The organism is Nonomuraea salmonea (assembly GCF_042428605.1).
GTDB classification, from domain to species: Bacteria; Actinomycetota; Actinomycetes; order Streptosporangiales; family Streptosporangiaceae; genus Nonomuraea; species Nonomuraea salmonea.
This window is the reverse complement of record NZ_JBHMCF010000042.1, coordinates 355693-378759: the sequence shown is the minus strand read 5'-3', so window position 1 is coordinate 378759 and position 23067 is coordinate 355693. Positions and strand designations below refer to the sequence as shown.

21 protein-coding genes and 1 pseudogene are annotated in these 23067 nt (G+C 73.8%); 11 read left to right on the top strand and 11 right to left on the bottom strand.

Annotated elements, in window-relative coordinates:
- Positions 1–227: 227 nt before the first annotated feature.
- The 4 genes and pseudogenes from ACFFR3_RS39825 to ACFFR3_RS39810 all read left to right on the top strand — a co-directional run.
- Positions 228–953 (top strand): SpoIIE family protein phosphatase, encoded by a 726-nt coding sequence (locus ACFFR3_RS39825; RefSeq protein WP_364369250.1) that lies wholly within the window; start codon positions 228–230, stop codon positions 951–953.
- 38 nt (positions 954–991) lie between these two features.
- Complete coding sequence (locus tag ACFFR3_RS39820) at positions 992–1783, top strand: SAM-dependent methyltransferase (protein ID WP_364369247.1); 792 nt, start codon at positions 992–994, stop codon at positions 1781–1783.
- Between the two features lie 7 nt (positions 1784–1790).
- Positions 1791–2774: an endonuclease/exonuclease/phosphatase family protein gene (locus ACFFR3_RS39815; RefSeq protein ID WP_364369244.1), complete on the top strand. Its 984-nt coding sequence runs from the start codon at positions 1791–1793 to the stop codon at positions 2772–2774.
- Positions 2775–2949: 175 nt separating this feature from the next.
- Positions 2950–3267 (top strand): annotated as a pseudogene (locus ACFFR3_RS39810) (phosphatase PAP2 family protein); the annotation flags it as partial.
- An 89-nt stretch (positions 3268–3356) separates the two neighbouring features.
- On the opposite strand, the gene ACFFR3_RS39805 reads toward ACFFR3_RS39810, so the two are convergent.
- Positions 3357–3545 (bottom strand): hypothetical protein, encoded by a 189-nt coding sequence (locus tag ACFFR3_RS39805; RefSeq protein WP_355418876.1) that lies wholly within the window; start codon positions 3543–3545, stop codon positions 3357–3359.
- A 493-nt stretch (positions 3546–4038) separates the two neighbouring features.
- Here ACFFR3_RS39805 and ACFFR3_RS39800 point away from each other — a divergent pair, with 493 nt between their 5' ends.
- From ACFFR3_RS39800 to ACFFR3_RS39790, 3 genes are read left to right on the top strand one after another with little or no spacing between them, the layout of a single operon-like run.
- Positions 4039–5013, top strand: coding sequence for an ArsR/SmtB family transcription factor (locus ACFFR3_RS39800; RefSeq protein WP_364369240.1), 975 nt, complete (start codon positions 4039–4041; stop codon positions 5011–5013).
- A gap of 15 nt (positions 5014–5028) precedes the next feature.
- The gene (locus tag ACFFR3_RS39795) at positions 5029–5310 is read left to right on the top strand and encodes a hypothetical protein (RefSeq protein WP_364369237.1); all 282 of its coding nucleotides are present in this window, start codon (positions 5029–5031) and stop codon (positions 5308–5310) included.
- Positions 5307–6407: a transglycosylase SLT domain-containing protein gene (locus ACFFR3_RS39790; protein WP_364369234.1), complete on the top strand. Its 1101-nt coding sequence runs from the start codon at positions 5307–5309 to the stop codon at positions 6405–6407. The genes ACFFR3_RS39795 and ACFFR3_RS39790 overlap by 4 nt, the downstream gene beginning before the upstream one ends.
- A gap of 35 nt (positions 6408–6442) precedes the next feature.
- On the opposite strand, the gene eccB is transcribed toward ACFFR3_RS39790, so the two are convergent.
- The gene (eccB, locus tag ACFFR3_RS39785; protein ID WP_379484804.1) at positions 6443–7843 is read right to left on the bottom strand and encodes a type VII secretion protein EccB; all 1401 of its coding nucleotides are present in this window, start codon (positions 7841–7843) and stop codon (positions 6443–6445) included.
- 387 nt (positions 7844–8230) lie between these two features.
- On the bottom strand, positions 8231–9616 hold the full coding sequence (eccD, locus tag ACFFR3_RS39780; RefSeq protein WP_379484803.1) for a type VII secretion integral membrane protein EccD: 1386 nt from the start codon (positions 9614–9616) through the stop codon (positions 8231–8233).
- 103 nt (positions 9617–9719) lie between these two features.
- On the opposite strand from eccD, the gene eccCa reads away from it, so the two are divergent.
- Complete coding sequence (eccCa, locus tag ACFFR3_RS39775; RefSeq protein WP_379484802.1) at positions 9720–13694, top strand: type VII secretion protein EccCa; 3975 nt, start codon at positions 9720–9722, stop codon at positions 13692–13694.
- A gap of 75 nt (positions 13695–13769) precedes the next feature.
- Here the strand turns inward: eccCa and ACFFR3_RS39770 are convergent, their stop codons facing one another.
- The 8 genes from ACFFR3_RS39770 to mycP are packed head-to-tail and all read right to left on the bottom strand — an operon-like array spanning position 13770 to position 18964.
- Positions 13770–14207: a hypothetical protein gene (locus ACFFR3_RS39770; RefSeq protein ID WP_345399841.1), complete on the bottom strand. Its 438-nt coding sequence runs from the start codon at positions 14205–14207 to the stop codon at positions 13770–13772.
- Positions 14204–15001 (bottom strand): hypothetical protein, encoded by a 798-nt coding sequence (locus tag ACFFR3_RS39765; protein WP_345399838.1) that lies wholly within the window; start codon positions 14999–15001, stop codon positions 14204–14206. Before ACFFR3_RS39765 ends, ACFFR3_RS39770 begins: the two co-directional genes overlap by 4 nt.
- Positions 14998–15327, bottom strand: a complete 330-nt coding sequence (locus tag ACFFR3_RS39760; RefSeq protein ID WP_345399835.1) for a hypothetical protein — start codon at positions 15325–15327, stop codon at positions 14998–15000. The genes ACFFR3_RS39765 and ACFFR3_RS39760 overlap by 4 nt, the downstream gene beginning before the upstream one ends.
- A gap of 23 nt (positions 15328–15350) precedes the next feature.
- Complete coding sequence (locus ACFFR3_RS39755) at positions 15351–16718, bottom strand: hypothetical protein (RefSeq protein WP_345399832.1); 1368 nt, start codon at positions 16716–16718, stop codon at positions 15351–15353.
- A gap of 8 nt (positions 16719–16726) precedes the next feature.
- Positions 16727–17068 carry a hypothetical protein gene (locus ACFFR3_RS39750; RefSeq protein ID WP_345399829.1) on the bottom strand — a complete coding sequence of 114 codons (342 nt, stop codon included), beginning with the start codon at positions 17066–17068 and terminating at the stop codon, positions 16727–16729.
- A 6-nt stretch (positions 17069–17074) separates the two neighbouring features.
- A complete protein-coding gene (locus ACFFR3_RS39745) occupies positions 17075–17365 on the bottom strand; it encodes a WXG100 family type VII secretion target (protein ID WP_345399826.1) in 291 nt (96 codons plus the stop codon).
- Positions 17366–17376: 11 nt separating this feature from the next.
- Complete coding sequence (locus ACFFR3_RS39740) at positions 17377–17718, bottom strand: WXG100 family type VII secretion target (RefSeq protein WP_345399823.1); 342 nt, start codon at positions 17716–17718, stop codon at positions 17377–17379.
- Complete coding sequence (mycP, locus tag ACFFR3_RS39735) at positions 17675–18964, bottom strand: type VII secretion-associated serine protease mycosin (RefSeq protein ID WP_379484801.1); 1290 nt, start codon at positions 18962–18964, stop codon at positions 17675–17677. The genes ACFFR3_RS39740 and mycP overlap by 44 nt, the downstream gene beginning before the upstream one ends.
- A gap of 133 nt (positions 18965–19097) precedes the next feature.
- On the opposite strand from mycP, the gene ACFFR3_RS39730 reads away from it, so the two are divergent.
- Genes ACFFR3_RS39730 through ACFFR3_RS39720 form a run of 3 tightly spaced genes read left to right on the top strand, consistent with a single transcriptional unit; the run spans position 19098 to position 22982 of the window.
- On the top strand, positions 19098–19721 hold the full coding sequence (locus tag ACFFR3_RS39730; RefSeq protein WP_345399817.1) for a hypothetical protein: 624 nt from the start codon (positions 19098–19100) through the stop codon (positions 19719–19721).
- Between the two features lie 10 nt (positions 19722–19731).
- The gene (locus tag ACFFR3_RS39725; protein WP_379484800.1) at positions 19732–20955 is read left to right on the top strand and encodes a hypothetical protein; all 1224 of its coding nucleotides are present in this window, start codon (positions 19732–19734) and stop codon (positions 20953–20955) included.
- A complete protein-coding gene (locus ACFFR3_RS39720; protein ID WP_379484799.1) occupies positions 20952–22982 on the top strand; it encodes a protein kinase domain-containing protein in 2031 nt (676 codons plus the stop codon). Before ACFFR3_RS39725 ends, ACFFR3_RS39720 begins: the two co-directional genes overlap by 4 nt.
- Positions 22983–23067 lie beyond the last annotated feature (85 nt).

Sequence of the window (23067 nt, the reverse complement as noted above, 5' to 3'; positions counted from 1 at the left end):
CGGGGTCGCCGGGTACGCGGTGGGGTCGCGCGTGATGGCTGGCATGTGTGTGTCATCCTCGTCACCGGGGTGGCCGCGGTGTCCTGCGTGGTGTCGGCCCTCACCTCGAAATCTGTCCCCGCCCGGACGTCACGACATGACGGTCGATCGGCCGTCAGTTGCCGCGCGCGTAAAGAGCGTTCACTGGACCGGTGTGCCGCGGTGATCGCGGCAGGGGGAGGGACCTCATGACGGTTTTCGTGATCACGTTCCTGCTGGGCTGCCTCTCGGTGATGACGGTCAGGGGCAGGCAGGGTAACTGGCCGGCGGGGATGCCGGTGTCGCGGTCGCGGCTGGTGGCGGTGGGCGGCACGTACGAGGGCGGGCAGGCGAGCCCGTCCGACGCGTACGTCGTGCAGGAGCGGATGATCGCCGCGGCCCGCGGCGCGGGCGGCGGGGCGCACGCGGCGGCCGCGCTGACCCTCGGCACGGTGGTGGCGGCCCGGCCGCAGCACGGCGGCGTGTGCGAGGAGGACCTGGACGAGTGCGCGCAGGCCGCCCATCGCGCGGTGCGGGCGTCGGGCGACGGCCTGGCCAGCGCCCTGGACCTGGTGGTGCTCGACCGTACGGAGACGCCGCGGCTGCGGTTCCTGCACGCCGGCGGCGGCACGATCTGGCACTGCCCGAAGGGCGGGCAGGCGCGCCTGCTGACCACCCCCGCGTACGGCGAGTGCCGGGCCGGCCTGCCTGGCCCGTTCGGCCCGCAGGTGGGCACGGTGGCGCTGCGGCCGGGCGACCGGGTGGCGATCGCGAGCGAGGGGGCGCTCGACGCGCTGGGGGCGGAGCGGCTGAAGGTGCTGTTCGCGGCGGGCGCGTCGCCGGCGTCCTGTCTGGACCGCATCTACGACGAGATGGCCGCCCAGGAGCCCAAGGACGACGCCACGGTGATCATCGCGGAGTTCGTGACGGCCTGAACGCCGGGAAGGCCGGGTATGCCCGTAAGATCGTCCATGTGAGCGCACCGCACGGCATCAACCCGAACATCCCTCACTCCGCCCGGGTCTACGACTACTGGCTCGGCGGCAAGGACAACTTCGAGGCCGATCGCCGGGTGGCCGAGCAGACGATGGCCGCGGTGCCGGGCATCCGCGAGAGCGCCAGGAACAACCGGGCCTTCCTCGGCCGGGCCGTGCGCCACCTCAGCCGGCTCGGCGTCCGGCAGTTCCTCGACCTCGGCACGGGCATCCCCAGCCAGGGCAACACGCACGAGGTCGCGCAGGCGGAGGCGCCCGAGTCGCGGGTGGTCTACGTCGACAACGACCCCATCGTGATGGCGCACGCCAGGGCGCTGCTGACCAGCACGCCCGAGGGCCGCACGGCCTACCTGGAGGCCGACGTCCGCGAGCCGCGCACGATCCTGGAGCACCCCGACACGCTGGCCACGCTCGACTTCACCCAGCCGATCGCGCTCGTCATGGTGGCGATCCTCATGCACATCTCCGACGCCGACGACCCCGAGGGCCTGGTCAAGGCGTACGCGCAGGCGCTGCCGGCGGGCAGCTACCTGGTGCTGAGCCACCTGACGCTCGACCTGATCGACAAGCGGACGGCCGACGACTACGTGGCCGCCACGAGCTCGCAGGCCATGCACAGGACGCCGCGCACCGGCGAGCGGATCTCCCGCTACTTCGACGGGTTCGACCTGCTGGAGCCCGGGCTGGTGGCGGTGTCGAAGTGGCGCGAGACGCCGCTCTTCCCCGACGAACCGGCCTGGATGTACGCCGGGGTCGGCCGCAAGCGCTGACGACGACGTGAGTACGACGGTCACCGCCGAGCAGCCCGCGGCCGACGAGCTGCCGGTGCGGCGGCGCCGCAGGTGGATGACGTGGACGGCGGCCGTGCTGCTGGCGTTGTGGGCGCTCGTCCGCACCTTCGGGTGGGAGCGCGGCTCGTTCGAGGCGCAGCTCATGACCGTCACCCCGTACGGCGTGGTGCTGGCGGCGCTGACCGCGGCCGTGGCGCTGCTGCGCCGCAACAGGTGGGCGGCGCTCGTGGCCGCGCTGGCGTGCGTGACGATGATCGCGCTGGTGGCGCCGCGTACGGTGGCCGCCGAGCAGCCGCCCGCCAAGGGCGCGACGCTGCGGGTGCTGTCGATCAACCTGTTCGGCCGGGCGGACGCCGCCGCCGTGGTGGACGCCGTCCGCCGCTACGACGCGGACGTCTTCAGCGCCCCCGAGCTGACCCACGCCGAGGCGGACCGGCTCGACGCGGCCGGGCTGCGCGGGCTCATGCCGTACCGGGTGCTGCAGGCGGAGGCCGACGTGAGTGGCAGCGGCATCTACGCCCGGCATCCGGTCACGGAGCTGACCGGCCTGTTCACGCCGATCGGCCACAACATGCCGGCCGCCGCCCTGACGCTGCCCGGCGGCAGCCGCGTGGAGGTCGTCTCCGTGCACCCCAACCCGCCGCTGGGCCGCAAGGAGCTGGAGTGGAAGGCGTCCCTGCGCGCCCTGCCCGGCCCCTCGCCGTCGGTGGTGCGGGTGCTGGCCGGCGACTTCAACGCCGGCCTGGACCACCGCCCCTTCCGCGAACTGCTGGCAAGGGGGTACGTGGACGCCGCCGACCAGCTCGGCCAGGGGCTCACGCCCACGTGGCCGAACTTCCGCCCGATGCCGCCGATCATCGCCATCGACCACGTGGTGGCGGACCGGCGCGTGGCGGTGCGCGACTTCGAGGTGCTGGACGTTCCCGGGACCGACCATCGCGGCGTGTTCGCCGAGCTGCAGCTGCCCTGAGCCGTTCCGGGGCAGGGCGATGTCACCCCGAGGATGGCTCGAATTCCTGTTCGAACATGGGATCGTCTCCTGATGCACAGGGGGTCCGACGCAACGCTCAGCAGGCGATGGCCCATGCCCGCTCGACGACCCTTGCCCGTTCCGTCTCGACGCAGCGTTCCCGACGCCGCCGTTCGGCGAGTACGTGCCGGGGCACAGCACGTTCAGCGCGGCGGCGGCCGAGGCGCTCAAGCGGTTCGCCGGGAGTGACGCGTTCGGCGGGCGGGCGGTCGTCGCCGCCGGGGCGTCGCTGGTGGAGCCGGGGGTGACGCCCGCCAGTGACGTGACGCTGCGCTGGAGTACGTTCAGCGCCGCCGCGGAGGAGGCCGGCCTGTCGCGCCGGTACGGCGGCATCCACTTCAGGGCGGGCGACGTCGAGGGCCGGGCGCTCGGCCGGGCGCTCGGCGCGGCGGTCTGGGAGCGCGCGCAGGCGCACTGGACCGGTCGCCACTGAAATCCGGGCACCGCTGAAAGCCGGGCGCCACTGAAAGCGGAGCGCCCGCTCCCCCCTTGTGGGAGCGGGCGCCGTCGTGCTGCGGAAGGTCAGGCCGCGCTCTCCTCGGCCACTCGGGGGAGCACGTCGAGGTCGTACGCCCCCGACTTGACGGCCGCGGTGAACGCCTCCCAGTCGCGGCGAGGTACTTCCAGGACCACGTCCGGGTGATCCACGTGGATGACCTCCACGTGGTCGTTGATGCGCTTCGCCGCGACGCGGCCGGCGTCTTGTGTCATCTGCAGCACTCCTCTCGGTGCGATGCGGGCTCCGCCCCGGCCGCCCGTTCGCAGGAGGACCGGGGCGGTTGCCGGAAGCCTGCCATCCCGGCGGGGCCCGCTGCCACCAGCCTGCCGGGTGGCGGTGGAAAAAGGCATCACGCGGTGGTCGGTCTTTTGGTCTCGGTGCAAGAAACGCGTTCCGCCGGTGCGTCTGGGAGTGCGGGGAGGCGCCCGCAGCTATGGGACGTATGCCACAACGCGGGTTGTAAGCCACTTTTAAGGCAGGAGTTAGCGAGGGGGCGTAGTTTCGCGCAGCGAATAAGCCGCCTTTGCGAGAGAGCACCCGATGAAGATCATTTGACCACCGGCCGGACGCCGCCGAAACGAGCGGCACTTAGTCCCGTGAATCGCCCGCTTTATTGATGTTTCGAGCTTCGTTGAAGCATTCCTCCGGCGATGTCTTCCCTGTCTACAGTTCCTACCTGTGGGGGCCCAAGTAACAAGGACCAATGTGCAGAGCGAGCTGATCATCGGCTCCGCACCGCAGCTCTCCATCTCGATCTCGACCAACCTCACCGCGCTCGCCATGCTCGCCGACGCGCTCGCCGGCCGCCGCCGCGGCCTGCCCGAGCTCTGGCGGCGGGCGGTCGGCGCGCGGGTCGGCCCGCTCGGTCACGAGGCCGTACGTCCCCTGTCCGCTCCCGGGACCACGCTCGCGCCCGACAGCCTGGTGCCGCGCTCCCCCGCCGGCGGCGACGTCTCCGTGCAGGCCCAGATCACCGCCCTGCAGGACCTGCCGCCCGACGCCCTGGTCAAGGACCTGGAGCGCACGTACGGGCCCGGCGCGCCGCCCCCGCACTGGCGCGCGGCGGCCGACCGGCCGGCCCACTGGCTGCGCGGGTACGCCAGCGCCCTGGCCGACGTCTGGAACGCCACGGAACCCCTGTGGAAGCGGGCCCGCCCGCTGCTGGACAGGGAGGTCGAGCGAGTCGGCGTGACGACCGTGCGCGGCGGGCCCGAACTGCTGCTCGGCGCGATCAGTGACCGCATGGTGTACGGCGAGCGCGGGCTGGTCGTCTCCGACGTGGGCGGCGGCACGTACGAGCTGGGCGACCGGCGGATCGTGCTGGTGCCGATGCTGGCCGGACGGGACGCGCTCATCATCGGCCTGGACGACCCCGACGCCATCTGGATCGCCTACCCGGTGCCCGGTGCGGACTCGCTGTGGCGGCGGCCCGTCGCGCCCGCGGTGGACGAGCTGTCCGCGCTGGTCGGGCCGGTCCGCGCCGACCTGCTCTGCGCGCTGGACCAGCCGATGACCATGTCCATGCTGGCGACCGACATGAAGATCGCGCCCAGCGGGCTGACGTACCACTGCGACCGGCTGCGCGCCGGACGGCTGATCACGAGGGAGCGCCGGGGGCGCGAGGTGTGGATCGCCCGCACCCACCGGGCCGAGGAGCTGCTGGAGCTGTTCCGGCGCTGAGGAAGGAGGGAGCCGATGGCGCTGACGTTCCACCGCGAGGCGCTGGAGGGCTGCGGCGCGGCGGCGAAGTCGGCCTCGGGGGCCTTCTCCGGCCTGATCGGCGCGGCCGTCCCCGGGGCGGCGGCCTTCGGCGCCGTCTCCGGCTCGGAGGCGCTCGCGACGGCGACCGCCGGCCTGCGCGGCGCCGCCGAGCAGGCGAGCAGGACGCTGGGCAGCCGCCTGGAGGCGGTGGACCGCACCCTGGACGCCGTCGACCGCACCTACACCGCCGCCGACGCCCAGGCGGTCAGAAGGTGAGCGTGCTCGACGAGGTCAGGTCGGTGCCGGGCGGGGCTGAGCTGGCCGGGCTGGCGGAGCGGCTCATCGGAGATCCGGGGGCTGTTTCCGCGGCGGCCGGTGCGTGGCGGGCGGCGGCGAGTACGGCGCGGCAGCACACCGGTGCCTTGGTCACCGCCGCCGGTGACGTGCGGACGGCCTGGCAGGGCGGCAGCGCGGAGGCGTTCGCCGGGTATATGGGCACGCTGACGGGCGCCGGTGGCCGGGTGGCGCAGGCGCTGGAGGAGGCCGCCGGTCACCTGGACGCGGCCGCCGAGACGCTGCGCGCGGCCGAGTCGCAGGCGCTGGAGGTGTGCCAGGGGTACGCCTCCGCCGTACGGGAGCTGCGCGCCGCCACCCCGCCGCCCACGGAGGAGCAGCTGACGCAGAGCGCCGCCCCCGCGCTGAACGAGGCCCGCGGCATCCTGCAGCGGCTGGTCACCGAGACCGGCTCCACGCTGTCGAGCCTGGCGGGCAAGATCACCACCGCCGCCGCGGGGATCCCCGACGTTGCCGCGACCGTGCCGGAGCCGGACGCCCAGCCGTTCGCGCCCCGCGCCGGGCAGCCGCTCGGCTGGTCACCGGCATCGCGCGGCGATGGCGGCGGCACCTCGCTCGCCGGACACGGCACCGGCGCAGCCGGGCACGGCGGCACCACGGGCGGCTTCGGCGGCTACGGCCCCAGCGGCCCGCCACCGCCCGGCGGCGGGCCCGCGCCCCCGGAACAGGTGGCCGGCTGGATCAACCAGGCCATCGAGATCCTCAAGGCGCACGGCTACCCGGCCGACAAGATGCATCCGAACGACATCTACATGATCATCAAGCACGAGTCGGGCGGGAACCCCCACGCCATCAACAACTGGGACTCCAACGCCGCCAAGGGCACCCCGTCCAAGGGGCTCATGCAGACGATCGACCCGACGTTCAAAAGCTACAAGCTGCCCGGCCACGACGACATCTACCACCCGGTGGACAACATCATCGCCGGCGTCCGCTACGCCATCGCCCGCTACGGCTCGGTCTCGAACGTCCCCGGCGTCGTCGGCATGAAGACCGGCACCGGCTACCTCGGTTACTGACCCACGAGGCCGTTGGGGGCGGCGAGCCGCGGTGGCTACCGGGGCTCTTCGAGGGCCGGTCTGGCGGCGCGGGCCGGGTCCAGGACCGGGCCCTCCGGGATGAGCTGGAGCAGGTTCAGGGGCACCGGGGTGGCCTGCGTGGTGGCGTAACCGAGCTTGCTCAGCGCCTCCTTGCCCGGCACGGCGTAGCGGCGGCCCTCCTGGGTGATCAGGTAGTAGGAGCGCACGGCCCCGAGCTGGCCGTCGCCGGGCAGCACGCCGGCCAGCACGGCGCGGCCTGGCGGGAGGCGGACGAGGTCGGTGGCGTCGCCGCGCGGCGCGGGGAGCCGGGCGCCGGTGGTGAGGCGGACGCGGGTGGAGCCGGTGGCCGTCTCTGCGTAGACCACGCAGAGCGGGCGGGCGGGGTCGTACGCCGTCATCTCCGGCATCGCGGCGGGCAGCCCGTCGGCTGGCAGGGCGGTGCGGGAGCGGGGCGCGGCGTTGGCGGTGGCGGCGTCCACGGGGATCTCCCTGACCGCGCCGCCCCCGTACGCGGCCCTGCTGGCCGGGTCGCTGAGCAGCAGCGCCGCCTGGGCCTGGGTGATGGGGGCGAGGCCGTCGCCGAGCTGGACGTACCAGCGGGCCTGGCCGCCCGCGACGGCGCCCGCGCGGAACACCTGCCCCACGGCGGCGGCCTCACCGCCGGGCCCGGTGACCGGCCGGCCGCGCCCGCTGATCGCCGGGGCGGCCAGGTCGGGGCCTTCGGGCAGCGCGTTCAGCCAGGCCACCGGGACGGGCGCGGGGTCGGCGGCGGTGAGCCCGCGGGCGATGCCGGCGGGCACGCGCATGCGGGTGCCGCGCCAGACGGCCCACCGCTGCCCGCCGACGTCCACCAGCAGCGCGCTCCCCTCGGCGACCGGCGTGCCGCCGACGTCACGCCCGGCGACGAGCGTCACGTACGGCTTGCGCCCGGTCGGCTCGGCCCGCTCCTGCACGCAGGCCGACCAGGGGCCGCGGGCCAGGTGCGCGGGGTCGGGCAGCGAGTCGGGCGCGCCGGGGATGCCGATGGGCACGCCCCGCTCGTACGCGGTGAGCGCCTCGCGCGCCACGACCCGCTCCTTGACCTGCCCGGACGCCAGGACGAGCCGGGCGGAGGCGTAGTTGGCGACGGGGACGAGGCGGCGCTGGTCGTGGCTGTAGACGTAGCGGGCGCCGGTCTCGCGCTCGATGATCAGCGTGCCGGGCTCCTCCAGGGACTTGGTGCCCCCGGGCCGCAGCAGCCCGTACACGGCGAAGCCGACGCAGAGCAGCACCGCCACCACGATCCCGGCGAGGAACCCGATGGTCTGGCGGCGCAGCGGCCACTCCGGCTGATTGGGCTGGGCGCGCAGCAGCGCCAGGCCGATGCGCTGCACGGTGAGGCGATACGCCTGGTAAAGGTCACGCTGGCTGTGCACCTACGCCCCCCGCAGCAGCTTGAATCGGCCGATTACCAGGTGAACAGTGCCGCACGAACGTACTGTGGTGGTTCGCATACTCATGGTTGTCCGGCGCCCGAACCGCCGCCCGAGACCTCCGGCCCGTGACGGTCGCGCATGCCGGAACCGGTGGAAGGGAGCGGCCCCGGACCGCGCCCCGTCGACGTCATCAGCCTGATCACCATGCTGCTCACGATCAGCGTGACCAAGGAGCAGGTGCGGAACGGGGAGAGCCGTACCTTCGTCCTCACCCCGGGTGACGACCTGCGGCTCGAACTGCTTCCCGGTGTCCGGGCGCCGCACCCGGACCAGGAGCGCGCACTGCCGGTACATGTTCCAGACGCTCCTCTGATCGTTCGGCGGGGGTCAGCTGACCAGGCCGCGGATGGTCTCGTACAGGTCCATGACGGCCAGCGCGAGCGGGATGAGGGCGATCATCAGCAGGATGTCGAAGATGTCGCCCACCCGGCCCCAGAACGGGGACGGCCGCGCGGTGGCCAGCCACAGCGCCGTGCCGGTCACCCCCAGCGCCAGTACCACCAGGCCGGGGACGATCCCGTAGAGCAGCAGGGCGTCACCGGCGGTCAGCACGGCTCCTGCGGCGGGCAGCGCGACGCCGGCCAGGGTCGCCGACAGCAGCCAGGCCCGCTGGCCGCGTCCCTCGAAGACGCGGGCCCGCATGAGCAGCGACAGCGACAGCGCGCCGCTCATCACCAGCGTCGCCCAGGTGCCCTCCAGCACCAGCAGCGCCTGCGCGCCGAGCACGACCAGCGCCACCGTGCCGAGCAGGCCGGCGCAGAAGCGGTCCGCGACGACGGTCTTGTCGATGACGAGCTCACCGTCGAGGTCGCCGCTCTCGCGCCGCAGTTCCTCCGGCGTGGTGGGCAGCGCGGGCAGTGGCATGCCGGCCAGCCGGAACGACAGCGAGGGGATGACCGTGGTGAGCCCCACGGCGAGCGCGGCCAGCACCGCCGCCACCCCCGCCGCGGGCAGTCCGAACGCCATGACGACCCCGCAGCCGAGCAGCCCGCAGAGAGCGGCGGCGGCGATGCCGAGGAAGCCGGGCAGCCCCCGCGCCACCGCGAACCCGGTGGCGGTGGCCAGCATGAGCGTCACGCCGCAGGCGGCCAGCAAGTTGTCCGGCTGTAGCACGGACGGGCCCGAGGCGGGCGCGACCAGGCCGGCGACGAAGCCGTAGGGCAGGGCGGCGTACCCGATGACGGCCCCTGACCGGTCGTCGCCCAGCGCGCGGGACAGCGCCACGGCCACCACCAGCAGCAGCACCGCGACGACGCCCGCGACCAGGGCGGCGGGCGTCCACGGCGGCCCCGCGAGCGGCGGCGCGGCGGCGCCGAGCGCGAGCAGGCAGGCGGCGGCGCGCAGGCCGTAGGTCCTGGTGACGGCGGGCTGCCAGCGTCCGGTGCGCTCGATGACGCCGGTGGCCACGGCGTCGGCCACGTCGTCGAAGACGGGTTCGGGCAGCTCGTGGCCGCGCGGGCGCAGGTGCAGCAGCTCGCCGTCGTGGACGTGCAGCTCCGCGAGGGTGACGCCGGGGTCGAACGGCGGCCCGCCGAGCCGCTGCAGCGCCCAGCCGCCGTGCGCGAGGCCCGCCTCGGCCAGCCCTTCGCCGGCGATGCGCAGCACGGTCGGCAGCAGGTTGCCGAGCGGGATGTCCGGCGGCAGGCCGAGGTCCAGGAAGCCGCGCGGGGTCACGACGGTGACCCGGCACAGGTCGGTTCCGGTGGCGCTCACCCGGACGAGTGTAGGGAGCGGACTTCTCCGGCGGCGGCCGTGACACGTCTAGGAATTTTGAAATATCCGGCATATCCCTACGTCAGGGGCTTTCATGGGACCGGTGAGCGGGAGCCTGATCGTGGTACGCAGGCCCGAGCGGCGCAGGCCGCCGGAGCCTCCGGGGGGCGAGGTGCTCCTGGAGTCGCCGCCGGAGATCCCCGAGGCGGTCACGGGCGGCGGGCTGACGCAGCTGCTGACGTACCTGCCGATGATCGCCGGGGCGGGCGCGATGGCGCTGATGTTCACCGGCGGGTCGGCGAGCAACCCGATCATGCTGGTCTCCGGTGGCCTGTTCGCGGTCTCCATGATCGGCATGAGCGTCGGCCAGATCATGCGCAACGCCGGCGAGCGCCGCAACCAGCTCAACGGCCTGCGCCGCGACTACTACCGCTACCTGGAGCAGGTCAGGAAGCGCGTCCGTACGGCCGCCGCGCAGCAGCGCCGCGCCATGACCTGGAGCCACCCCGACCCGGCCGCGCTGTGGTCGCTGGTGATGACCAGCAGGCTCTGGGAGCGCCGGCCCCGCGACGACGACTTCGCGCAGGTCAGGATCGCCACCTCGGCGCAGCGGCTGGCGCTGCCGCTCATCCCGCCGGAGACCCGTCCGGTCGAGGACCTCGATCCGCTGACGGCTGGGGCGCTGCGCCGGTTCGTCCGCACGCACGCGACCGTGCCGGGGCTGCCGGTGGCGCTGGCGCTGCACTCGTTCGCCAGGATCGTGGTGTCCGGGGATCCGGTGGCCGCCCGCGACCTCGTACGCGCCGCGCTGGCCCAGGCCGCGGCCCTGCACGCGCCCGACGACCTGCGGATCTCGGTGTGCGCGGGCCGCGAGCGGGCCGGCGAGTGGGAGCCGGTCAAGTGGCTCCCGCACGCCCTGCACCCGGCCGAGGAGGACGGCGCGGGGCCGGTGCGGCTGGTGGCGGGCGACCTGGGCGAGCTGGACGACCTGCTGGGGTTCGAGCTGAAGGACCGGCCGCGTTTCAGCAAGGGCATGTCGGCGGACGCGGTGCCGTACCACGTGGTCGTGGTGGACGGCGGGACGGTGCCGTCGGGCAGCCAGCTCGGCCTCGACGTCATCGAGGGCGTCACCGTGATCGACCTCGGCGGCGGGGTGCCGCAGGCGCCCGCCCAGCTCACGCTGCGCCTGGAGGTCACCGCCGACGAGGTGGTCAGGGTCGCGGAGGACGAGCTGGGCAAGGAGGTCAGGACGCCGCTGGGCCGGCCCGACCGGCTCGCGCCGCCCGCGTTCGCCGCGCTGGCCAGGCAGCTCGCGCCGATGCGGACCGGCACCGGCGGGGCCGAGGAGGAGCGTGACGTGTTCGCCACGAACACCACGCTCACCGACCTGCTCCGGCTCGGCGACGCCCACCGCCTGTCCACCGCCGTCACCTGGCAGCCGCGCCCGGTGCGCAACCGGCTGCGGGTGCCGATCGGGCTCGGCGCCGACGGCAGGCCCGTCGAGCTGGACATCAAGGAGGCCGCGCAGGGCGGCATGGGCCCGCACGGGCTCGTGGTCGGCGCGACCGGCTCGGGCAAGTCGGAGCTGCTGCGCACGCTCGTCCTCGCGCTGGCGATCACCCACTCGTCCGAGACGCTGAACTTCGTGCTGGTCGACTTCAAGGGCGGCGCCACCTTCCTCGGGCTCGACACGCTGCCGCACGTCTCCGCCGTCATCACCAACCTGGAGGACGAGCTGCCGCTGGTCGACCGCATGCACGACGCGCTGCACGGCGAGCTGGTACGCCGCCAGGAGCTGCTGCGCGCGGCCGGGAACTTCGCCTCGCTGCGCGACTACGAGCAGGCCCGCGAGCAGGGCGCGCGGCTGAGCCCGCTGCCGACGCTGTTCATCGTGCTCGACGAGTTCAGCGAGCTGCTGTCGGCCAAGCCCGAGTTCGTCGAGCTGTTCGTGATGATCGGGCGGCTCGGCCGTTCGCTCGGGGTGCACCTGCTGCTGGCCTCCCAGCGGCTGGAGGCGGGGCGGCTGCGCGGGCTGGACACGCACCTGTCGTACCGGATCGGGCTGCGCACCTTCTCCGCCGCCGAGAGCCGGGCCGTGCTGGGGGTGGCGGACGCGTACTCGCTGCCGCCGGAGCCTGGCAACGCGTACCTGATGTTCGAGACGACCGGGATGACGCGGTTCAAGGCGGCGTACGTGTCGGGGCCCTACCAGGTGGCGGCGCAGAGCCCTGCCACGGCGGCCCGCTCAGGCCATCGGGGGAAGATCGTCTGGTACGGCCCAGAACGCGTGCCGCTGCCGCCCGTGGCCGACACGCCGCCGGTCGTCGAGGACAAGGGCAAGCAGGACAGCCTGCTCGACATCGTGGTCTCCCGGCTGGCCGGCAAGGGGCCCGCGGCGCACCGGATCTGGCTGCCGCCGCTGAAGGAGCCCGCCTCGCTCGACCGGCTGCTGCCCCGCATCGAGGCCACGCCCCGCCACGGGCTCACCGCCGCGGGGACCGCGCAGGAGCGCCCCGGGCGGCTGCACGCCGTGGCGGGGATCGTGGACAGCCCGTTCGACCAGCGGCGGGATCCGTACTGGCTGGATCTTTCCGGCGCGGCGGGCAACGTCGCGATCGTCGGGGCGCCGCAGACCGGCAAGAGCACGCTGCTGCGCACGCTCATCGCCTCGCTCGCGCTCACCCACACGCCTCGGGAGGTGCAGTTCTACTGCCTGGACTTCGGCGGCGGCACCCTGTCGGCACTGGCCGGGCTGCCGCACGTCGGCGGCGTGGCCACCCGGCTGGACGCCGACGCGGTCCGCAGGACCGTCGCCGAGGTGCGGGGCGTGCTGGAGCGGCGCGAGCGGCTGTTCGTGGAGCGGGGCATCGACTCCATGGCCACCTACCGGCGCATGGTCGCCTCAGGCGCGTACGAGGGCGACGGCTGGGGTGACGTGTTCCTCGTCGTGGACGGCTGGGCGACGCTGCGCCAGGAGTACGAGCAGCTCGAACCCGACCTCGGCGACCTCGTCACGCGCGGGCTCGGCTTCGGCGTGCACGTCGTCGGCACCGCGAACCGGTGGCTGGAGTTCCGCGCCGGCGTGCGCGACCTGCTCGGCACCCGGCTCGAACTGCGGCTCGGCGACGCCTTCGACTCCGAGATCGACCGGCGGGCCGCCGCCAACGTGCCGGAACGCGCCCCGGGCCGCGGCCTCACCCGCGAGGCGCTGCACTTCCTCGCCGCGCTGCCGCGCATCGACGGCCGCGGCACCGTGGACGACCTCGCCGACGGCGTGTCCGCCCTGGTCGAGGCGGCCACCGCGGCCTGGCCCGAGCAGGGGGCGCCGCCCGTACGGCTGCTGCCCGCCCTGCTGCCCGCCCACACGCTGCCCGTGCCGCCCGGCGACGGCACCCGCGTGCCGGTCGGCATCGACGAGGCCGCGCTCGCGCCCGTCCTGCTGGACTTCGACACCGACCCGCACTTCGTGGTGTTCGGCGACACCGAGAGCGGCAAGAGCAACCTGCTGAAGGTGATCGCGCGCGGCATCGCCGCCGCGCGCACGCCGCTGCAGGCCCGCTTCATCGTCATCGACTACCGCCGTACGCTGCTCGACGCCACCGACACCGAGCACCGCATCGGGTACGCTGCTTCGAGCACCGCCGCCGCGACCCTGCTCAAGGGCGTGCAGGAGGTGCTCCAGGACCGGCTGCCGCCGCCCGACCTCACCTCCGAGCAGCTCCGGACCCGGAGCTGGTGGACCGGGCAGGACCTGTACGTCATCGTGGACGACTACGACCTCGTCGCAACCTCCGCCAACCCCCTGTCCGTGCTCGGCGAGCTGCTCCCCCAGGCTCGCGACATCGGCCTGCACCTCGTGCTGGCGCGCGCGATGGGCGGGGCGGGGCGGGCGATGCTGGATCCCGTGGTGCGGCGGCTCAAGGAGATGAACACGCCCGCCGTGCTGCTGTCGGGGCCGCGCGACGAAGGCCAGCTGTTCGGGAACGTCCGGCCTCGTGTGCTGCCTGCTGGGCGAGGTGTTCACGTGGATCGGCGCGCGGGCGAGAAACTCATCCAGACCGCCTACCTGCCGTCCTGAGCCTCCACCCGCCCTGCCGGCTGCCCCCGTCGGCCGTCCGTTGGCCGCCCTTCATGCCCCCTTGCGCGTTGCTTTCTACAGGTCGCGTTCTATCCGGGACAGCTCGGCCATCGCCTGGTCCATCGCGGACTCGTACGCCTCGCGTGCCTCGCGCATCCGGAGGTCGGCCGGGTTGTCCTGGGCGGACAGGTCCAGCGGGCCGTCGCCCACCACGTCGCCCACCGCGTCGCGCAGCAGCTCCGCCGAGCGGGTCTGCAGGTCGGCGAGCGCCTCGGCGATCAGGCCGAGGATCGTCTCCGACAGGCGCTGCGAGCCCCACCGCATGGCCCTGGGGTCGATGTCCAGGCCGGTCACGCCCTCCGCAGAGCACTCGACCCTGACCAGGTCGTCGGGGTCGCTCGCGGTGCCCTTGGCGGCCAAGACCTGCTGGTAGAGGTCGTCCAGCCCGTCGGCGGGGTGCTGGGAACGGGCGATCAGCCGGTCCAGGGCGCCTTCGTCGGACATAGCCGTCATGTCTCCGTCTCCGTGCTCGGGTTGCGGGTCGTGGGCAGCTGGGCGTCGAACGGTGACAGGCCCTGCGGTGTCGAGCCCTGCGGCGCCAGGCCGGGCGGTGCCTGCCCCGGCGGGGTCTGTTGCAGCTTCGTGGCGCTGAAGCGGTCGGCCACCGCCTGCTGGCCCAGCATCCCGCCGCCTGCCGCCGCCGCTCCCCCGCCGAGCGCCAGCTTGCCCGGCGAGACCTGGGCGAGCCGCCCCGCCACCTTGCCGAGCACGCCCTGCCCGCCCGCCACGAACTGCCGCACCCGGGACGCGATCGCCCCGGCCTGCCGGTCGGCCCTGATGCCGAACTGCGTGGCAGCCACCTCCGAGGCGACCCTGGTGAACGGGTTGAGCTGGGCGACCTTGTGCATCACGCCGGCCGTGAGGATGCTCGCGCCGGTGAGGAGGACGGCCTTGCCCGCGGCGTCGTACACGTCGGCGGTGACGTTGAGCGTGCGGGCGGACGCCGCAGGCAGCGCGGCCTTCTCCTCGGCGTCGGACGCGTAGTCCGCCACGGCGCCCATGGCCAGCTCGGCGCTGACGGCGGTCCAGGTGACGCCCTTGGTCGCGGTGTCCACGACCTCCGGGTGGCGGCGCAGGCCGGCCGAGAGCGTCTCGTAGCCCTCGGCGGCCCGCCGCTGCTCGGCGGTGTCGCCGTACATGAGGGGCAGGATCAGCATCGCGTAATGGGCGCGGCGGAAGCCGAGCAGCATGGAGCCGGTCGCCGCCATGGCCGAGCCCTCGATGACGGACTGCGGCTGCTCCATCATCGCGGCGCCCCCATGGTCGCGGCGACGGAGGCGGAGGCGGCGTTGCCGTCCACGTAGCCGTTGGCGGTGTCGTACGCCCGGTCGTGCAGCTCGGCGACCTGGTCGCGCTTGGCCAGCAGGTACCGCTGCGCGGCCTCGTTGACCTCGTCGAACGAGCGTCCCAGGGCACCGCCCAGCATGCCGAAGGCGCCGTACGCGCCGGAGGAGAGCCGTACCCGGGCGACGGCCCTGGTCATCTCCTCCAGGTCCCGCATGGGCGTGTCGGCCAGGTCGCGGCCCATATCCCTGACGGAGTCCGCCACCACGGCGACGGCGTCGGCATCCATGCCCGGTGTCCCTCTCATAGTCATCAGCTCACCACCGGTGGTGGGGTGTCCACGGACGGGCGGAAGAAGTCGTCGTCGGCGGGGCCGGCGCCGGGGCGGCGGGTGCCCTGGCGGTCCGCCGCCGCTCCCGCGGCCATCGGCATGAACGGCACGCCGCCCGCCCCGGCCATCCCGGCCGCGCCGGGCTCACCGCCGAGGCCGCCCGGCGGACCCGTCGCCGCCGCCGGCCCTCCCACCACCGGGACACTGCCCGGCCGCACGGAGGGGCCCTGGGCGGTGGCGGTGTCCCGGCCGTACGGGACGGGGCCGGGGTCTCCCGGTCTGCCGGAGTCTGTCGAGAACCCGGGGTCTGTCGAGAACCCGGAGTCTGTCGAGCGGCCCGCGTCTGTGGGGCGGACGAGGTCTGTGGGGCGGCCGCGCTCCGTCGTGCCCGGCTGCGCCGTGGCGCCCATCGCGCCTGGCATGCCCGTCAAGCCGGATGTACCCGTCAACCCCGACGAACCGGTCATGGCCGATGAGCCGGGGCTGCCTGGGGAGCCGGTAGCGCTGGGGTGGGGGGTGGTGCTCGCCAGGCCGGTGCCCGTGAAGCCGGCGGTGCCGGGCTGCGGGACGGTCCCTGGCAGGGCCGTTCCTCCGGGTCCCGTCGTGGAGCCGGGCGAGGTCGCAGTCCCCGGCGCGGTGCCGGGCGAGGTCGCAGTCCCCGGCGCGGTGCCGGGTGACGTCGGCGTCGCCGGCGCGGTGCCGGCCGTGGTGCCCGGTGTGCCGGCCGTGGGGTCCAGCGTGCCGGACAGCGACGTGCCGGGCCGTGCCGGCGTCGTGCCCGGTTCGCCGGGCGGCGGCAGGTACGGTGCGGGCGAGGCCAGCTCCGCGTCCCACGGCAGCCGGTCGGGCAGGGCCGAGTGCCCGGTGTGGAAGGCGGTGTTGAGCCGGGCGATGAACGCCCGCGCCGCGCCGTCGGGGTCGTTGGTGGGATGGGCGGGGTCGGTCGAGCCCGAGCCCATCGCGTAGTGGGTCTGCGGCTTGGTGGCCTGCTCGAAACGTTCCTTGGCCGTGGTCAGCTCCTTGGCGACGCCCTCCAGCGAGGGCGGGACGTCCTCCAGCCGGTCCCGCAGCGCCCGGAGGTAGGTCTGGAGCCGGTTCATCCGGGTGAGCATGGCGCGGGCCGACTCCCCGCCCCAGTTCCCGTCGGCCACCAGGCGGGCCGCGCCGTCGCCGAGCGTGGTGATCGTGGTGGTGAGCAGTTCGGCCGTCTGCCGGTACGCCGCCGCGACCGGCCCGAACTCCTCTGGCCTGGTGGACATGATCAACGTCCTGATCGCGTCACGGCCGCCATACCCCTGCGGGTCGCCGCCCTGGAGGCAGCCGGTCTTGATCGGTTTCGGTTCCGGCACGCGTTCCTCTATCTGTCCGTACGTCCCGCCATGCCCGCGGCCCGCTGGTCGGCGTCGCGCAGGGTGGCCGCGGTGTCGGCCAGGTCGCCGATGACCCGCTGGACCTGCTCCAGCACGAACTGCAGCGACTCCCCCGTGGCCTCGCGGGCGCTGCGCACGGTGCCCGCGTACCCCTGGGCGACGTCCCACGTCCCGGCGGCGCCCGGGGTGAGGTCGGGCACCTGGAACCGCGCCGCCTCCAGGCGCGGCAGCAGCTCCCGCTGCAGCTTGCCTGCCACGTCGAGGAGCGCGTCGGGCCGGCAGGTGACCTGGTCCCCGGCGGCGGCCGGGTCGATGAGCGGCTCGTTCACCCGAGGTCAGGTGGTCCAGCGGCGGATGTTGACGTGCTCGGCCTCGCGCATGATGCCGGTGGCCTCCTGGAGCGACGGCCCGAAGCGCTGCATGGTGTCGCCCATGGTGACGACGGCCTCGTTCCACTGGCGCTTGGCCTCGAGGTAGACCCCCTTCGCGGCGCCGTCCCAGGTCTCCAGCACCTTGAAATCGGCCTCCAGGTCCGTCAGTTCGCCGACGAGATTGGTGTACGCGCGGCCCAGCTCGGCCGCGATCTCTTCCATCTCGTCGAAATTGGCGACGATGATGTCATTCATATCGGCTCCTTTCAGGAGACGGGCCCGGAGTATTCACCGCCGGCGAGCGCGGCCCGGAGTTTCACCGCGACGTCGCTCGCCTGGGTGTTGGCGTCGTTGTACTGGATGCCGGTGGCCTTCAGGTTCTCGCCGATCGTGTTGAGCGCGTCGATGACCTTTCTGAACTGCGGGGTCCACTCCGTGAGCACCTGCCGGTAAACGGTGGCCGCCTCGCCCTGCCAGGCGCTCCCGAGCGTCTCGGGGATCTGCGTGAGCCGGTTGTAGATCTGCTCGATGTTGGCGACGGCGAGCTGTGCGCGTTCTGCGGCACTATGCTGGCTGCCCTCGGTATAAGTCGTCGGTTGATTGACCACGCTGCTCCTTCCGGCGGGCTTTTCCCGCATCAACGTAGGCGGCCCCGGCGGGCGAGGCTACGATTTCAACTTTCCTGTAAATGTCCTGGCGCCGCCCTGGCGCCGCCCTGGCGCCGCCCTGGCGCCGGCGTCTGGCCCTGGGCAGCATGAGCGCCGCGAACACCACCAGCGCCGTCACCCCGGCCGCCCCCGCGGTGATGCCGACGGCGATCGCCCGCGTCCGCTCGTCCGGGACGGGCGGCCTGGCCAGCACGACGGGTGGCGCGCCGGCGGCGCTCATGGTGGCCGCGGGCAGCACCGAGGTGACCGCCTGCAGCGGGTTGACCAGTCCGGCGCCGGTTCCCGCCGCGCCTCCGCCCTCGGCGGTCTGCTCCAGGCGGCGCTTGACCTGCCAGTGGTCGAGGTCCGGGTGCCGGGCTCTGACCAGGGCGGCGACGCCGGAGACGAAGGGGGCGGCGAAGCTGGTGCCGTCGAGCCCCGTACGGTAGCCGCCGCCCGTCCACGCGCTGGTGATCCCGGCGCCCGGCGCGGTGACGGAGATGCGGGTGGCGCCGTTGGAGAAGCCCGGCTTCTCGCCGTCGGGCGCCGCCGCGCCGACCGCGATCACGCCCGGATACTCGGCCGGGTACGCCGGCGCGGCCGCGCCGCCGTCCTGCTCGACGTTGCCGGCGGCGGCCACGATCACCGCGTCCTTCTCCTGCGCGTACGCCACCGCCGCCTTCAGCTCGGGCGCGTCGTGGGCCTGCACGGACACGTTGATCACGTCGGCGCCCAGGTCGGCGGCCCGCCGGATGCCGGCCGCGAGCCGCGACACGTCGCCCGACCGGCCCTCGGTCTGTTTGATCGACAGGATCCGCGCGGCCGGGGCCACGCCCATGATCGGGACGCCGCGCCCGGTGAGGTCCTGGCCGGCGATGATGCCGGCGACGGCGGTGCCGTGGCCGACGCAGTCGCGCGCGTCCGTTCCCGTGAGGTCCACCTGGCCGGTGACCACGCCTCTGAGCTGCGGGTGGGTGGCGTCCACGCCGCTGTCCACGACCGCGACCCGCACGCCTTCTCCTCTGGTGAGCCGCCACACCTGGGTGAACCGCAGGCGTTCCTGCGGCCAGGGCGTGCCGGTGACCTCGGCGACGCCGGGCTCGGGGTCACAGGTGACCGTACGGGCCGTGTCGGTCGTCGGCGTCGGAGTCACCGGGGCGGGGGTCAGCGCCAGGAGGAGGGCGGCGCCGTACCAAAGGAAAGGCACAAAAACGGAGTCTCGCCGACATTTCCGGCCTCCGCCGCTCTCTTAGAAATATCTTGAAATGGCGCTGCGCCCGGCGTAACGACAGGTAGGCATGTGCTGGCATGTCCAGCGCTACGGCCCGCGGAGAGTGAGCATGACGGTACCTGCCGCCGAGGGTGGCGACGCGCACGGCGACCCCAGGCCGGGCATCGGGCTGTCGCGGCTGCAGCGGCCGACGAGGACCGTCGGCCATGAGGACGCCATCTCCTCCCACGAGGAGCACATAGAGGCGCGCGGCGTCGAGGACGCCTACGCCGACCACATCCACGACCACCGCAACGGCGACTACCCGCCGGAGCCGCCGCCCGCCCCGACGCAGGCGCAGCTCGACGAGCTGCTCGCGGCCAACCGCGTGGACCCTGGGACGACGAGCAGGACGATGTTCGTCAAGATCGGCGAGTACGAGGACCCCGCGTCCGGCAGGCCGCTGCCGTCGTCGCCGGTCGAGCGGCTGCGCCAGGACCTCGAACGCCTCCAGGGCGCGGCCGGCGAGAGCCTCAAGGTCCGCCTCCTGCGGGCCAAACTCAGCGAACAGGACCTCGGCACCTGGCAGGCCGCCACCGACCTCAAACACACCACCGACCAGGCACAGACCACTCTCGACCAGGTCATCACCCGCGTCACGCAGGTGTATGAGGCCGTGGTTCAGGCACTCGACGAGACCGTCAAGACCGCGAAGAACGCCGACCGGTCCATCGCGGGCGGCGTCAGGAAGTGACGGAGGTCCGATGACCGACTACTGGGTCGGAACGCTGAAGGACAGCCGGGAGCCGCAGATCGACGGCACCCAGCCGCTGGGCGGCGACGCCGAGAGCAGCGACGGCATCTCCGACCTCATCCAGTCCACCAAGCCGGAGAAGGTGGCCGAGGCGGGACGCCGGTACACCGAGATCGCCGAGATGTGCGCCACGTCGGTGGAGCTGCTGCACACCGAGGCCGCGCGCATCGCCCAGACGCTGGGCGGGGAGTCGCTCGAGGGCATCTTCGGCACGATCGGGGAGCTCCAGCGCGACCTCGCCCGCCTCAGCTTCGCCGCCAGGTCCGTGGGTCAGCCCCTCGTCTGGTACGGGGCCGAGGTGCTGCCCTGGTTCCACCACAACGTGCCCAGGACGGGCAGCGTGGACCTCGACGACTCACTGGGCGACGCCGTGGGCACCGACACCAACGCCCACGCGCTCGCCCGGCACCACCTCCAGCAGCTCAACCGCTTCATCCAGGCCGTCTACCACTCCATCGACGACCACGTGGAGCAGCGGACCACGGCGCCGCAGACCTCGCTCACCGACCCGTCGTTCGACCCGCGGCTGGGGCTGCCGAGTGGGCTGACGGCGAACCCGTACGGAAACCTCGGCTCGACTCCCGGGTCCGGCGGCCCGGACCTGCCGCGCCTCGACGACCCGTCCCTCCAGGACCCGTCCCTGCGCGACCCCTCCGCCCCGGACCCGTCGGCGCAGGACCCCTCGTTGCAGGACCCCTCGTTGCAGGACCCCTCACTCCAGAACCCGTCCCTGCAGAACCCGTCGCTGCAGAACCCCTCGCTGCAGAACCCCTCGCTGCAGAACCCCTCGCTGCAGGACCCGTCACTGCGGAACCCGTCCCTGGAGAACCCGTCGCTCCACCAGCCCGACCTGCGGAACCCGGCCACGCACCTGTCCAGCTATCCCAACCCTCAGGTGCCGACCACCCAGTCGATCGTCCCCGGGATGCCCACCGGCGCAGGCCCCTCGATGCTCCCCGGCAGCGCCGCCGCCACCCAGCTCGGCGGCACGCCGGGGGGTCCTGGCGCGCCGGGCGCGGGCGGCATGCCGGGCGGGCCGATGGGCATGATCCCGCCGATGGGCGGCGCCGGGGGTGCCGGGCAGGAACGCGAGCGGGAACGCATGAAGATGCCGCTCACCGAGCACGACCCGTTCGACAGCGATGACCTGGGCGGCCCGCCCCTGATCACATGACCCCACCCACCGACCGGCCCCCCGGCCACCCCGGACAGGTCCACGACACCCACCCACCTGGACCCGCCCGACAAGCCGGTGACCTCCAGCCGCCCGCACCCGCCCAACAGGCGCGCGGCCCGCACACGCCCGGAGCCGTCCACCAGGCCCGCGGCCCGCACTTGTTCAGATCCGCCGAACGGGTTCGCGGTTACCACCTGGTCGGGCCTGCCGGCGAGGACGGCCCCTGGACCGTGTATCGGGCGCGCTCGGTGGCCACCATGGCGGACGTCCTGGTCAAGACGCTGGCCTGCCACCGCGTGGACAAGCGGGCGCTCAAGCGGATCATCCGCGGGTTCGCCTTCCCTGACGAGCTGGCCGCGCACGACGGGGTGATCCCCGTCCTGGAGGTGGGTGCGACGGGAGATGGGCGGCCGTACCTGGTGACGCCTCCCCACGACGGCCTCACCCTCGCCGAACGCCCGGACCGCGACCGTCCCATGCCGGTGGAGCAGGTCGCCGGCCTGCTGGCCGCGGTGGCGCGCGCCGTCGCGGCGACTCATGCGGCGGGCGGCGTACACGGACGCGTCACGCCCTCGAACGTGGTCATGACCCCGAACGGCGTGATGCTGACCGGCTTCGCGATGTCAGCCCTGATGTCGATCGCCGAACTCCCCGACGGCACCCCACCGTCCGTCCACGCCTCCCCCGAGGAGTTGGAGGGCCGCCCGCCGGTAGCCGCCTCCGACGTCTACTCCCTGGCCTCAACCACCTACGAACTCCTGACCGGCCACCCCGCCTTCCCCCTGGAAGGCGCCACCAACACCGCCAGATTCACCCTGGCCGTCCTGACCGAACCACCCCCACCCCTACCTCCCACAGTCCCTGAGGCCCTGGCCGCCCTCCTCACGCAAGCCCTCTCCAAGGACCCCACCACCCGCCCCACAGCCACCACCCTTGCCACCACCGCCCACCGTTTCGCCGGCGGCCCTCCGCGACCTCACACCACCGGCACTCCCGCCGCCGGGAAGGGCGCCACGACCGGCCGCGACCCCCAGCAGGCCGCCCCCGCCGGCTCTGCCGCCGACCAGCGTGTCGGCACCCCGCGCCTGCCCGCGTGCGGATCACCGGGCAACCAGGAGCTGTCGGGGCCCAGGGAGCTGGTGTGGACCGTGGACTCCGAGCGGTCTCGGGTCAGGCCGCCGGCGGGGCCTCAGCCGTTCCTGCCGCCGCCGCCCGAGCCCGGCTCGTCCGCCCAGGCGCCGGCTGCCCAGGCGCCGGCCACCGCGGAAGGCGGGCGGCGGGGGCGGATGCCGCTGGTCGTGGCGGGCGTGTCAGTGCTGGCCGTGCTGGCCGGCGCGGGCAGTGTGGCGCTGGCGATGAGCGGTGACCAGGGCGTCACGCTGACCGCCGACCACCAGGCGGCCGCCACCCAGCCCCCGGACACGGGCGTGCAGGACGGACAGCCTGGCGAGGGTGACACGCAGAACAACCCTGAGAACGGGCGGGTTCAGGACGGGCAGGTCCAGGACGGGCGGGTTCAGGACGGGCAGGTCCAGGACGGGCGGCCTCAGCCCCTTCAGCCTGACGCGCAGGCCACCGGTGACCGTTCGCAGCCCGAGCCGTCGCCGGCCCCCGAGCAGAGCACGGCCGGCCCCGCCACCTCACCACCGGCCACGCTCAGCACCCCCGACCCTGCCACGCTCACCGCCTACCGCCCCAAGAGCCTCAAGCTGGTCGCCGACAACGGCACCACGGTGACGCTGTCCTGGAAGACGGCACGCAAGACCGAGTACCCGGTGATCGTCCAGCAGGCCCCCGACGATCGCCTGATGTCGGCCCCGGCCGGCAGTACCACGTACACGGTGGGGAAGCTCGACCCGGGCACCGGCTACTGCTTCAAGGTCGGCGCGGTGGTCGCGCTCGGCCGGCCGTCCTCGGTGGCCTGGTCGTCGGCGCTGTGCGTCAGAGGCGCCGCGGAGACCGGCGCGGAAGACGACGTCCAGCCCCCGATCGTGCTTCCCCTGATCACCCCACCGACCGGCTGACCCCACCCGTCACGCCGACGAGCCCCGGCCAGGCCGCCGACCCCGCTGGCGGAGCCTGGTCGCCGCCTCCAACCGACCGGCCCGG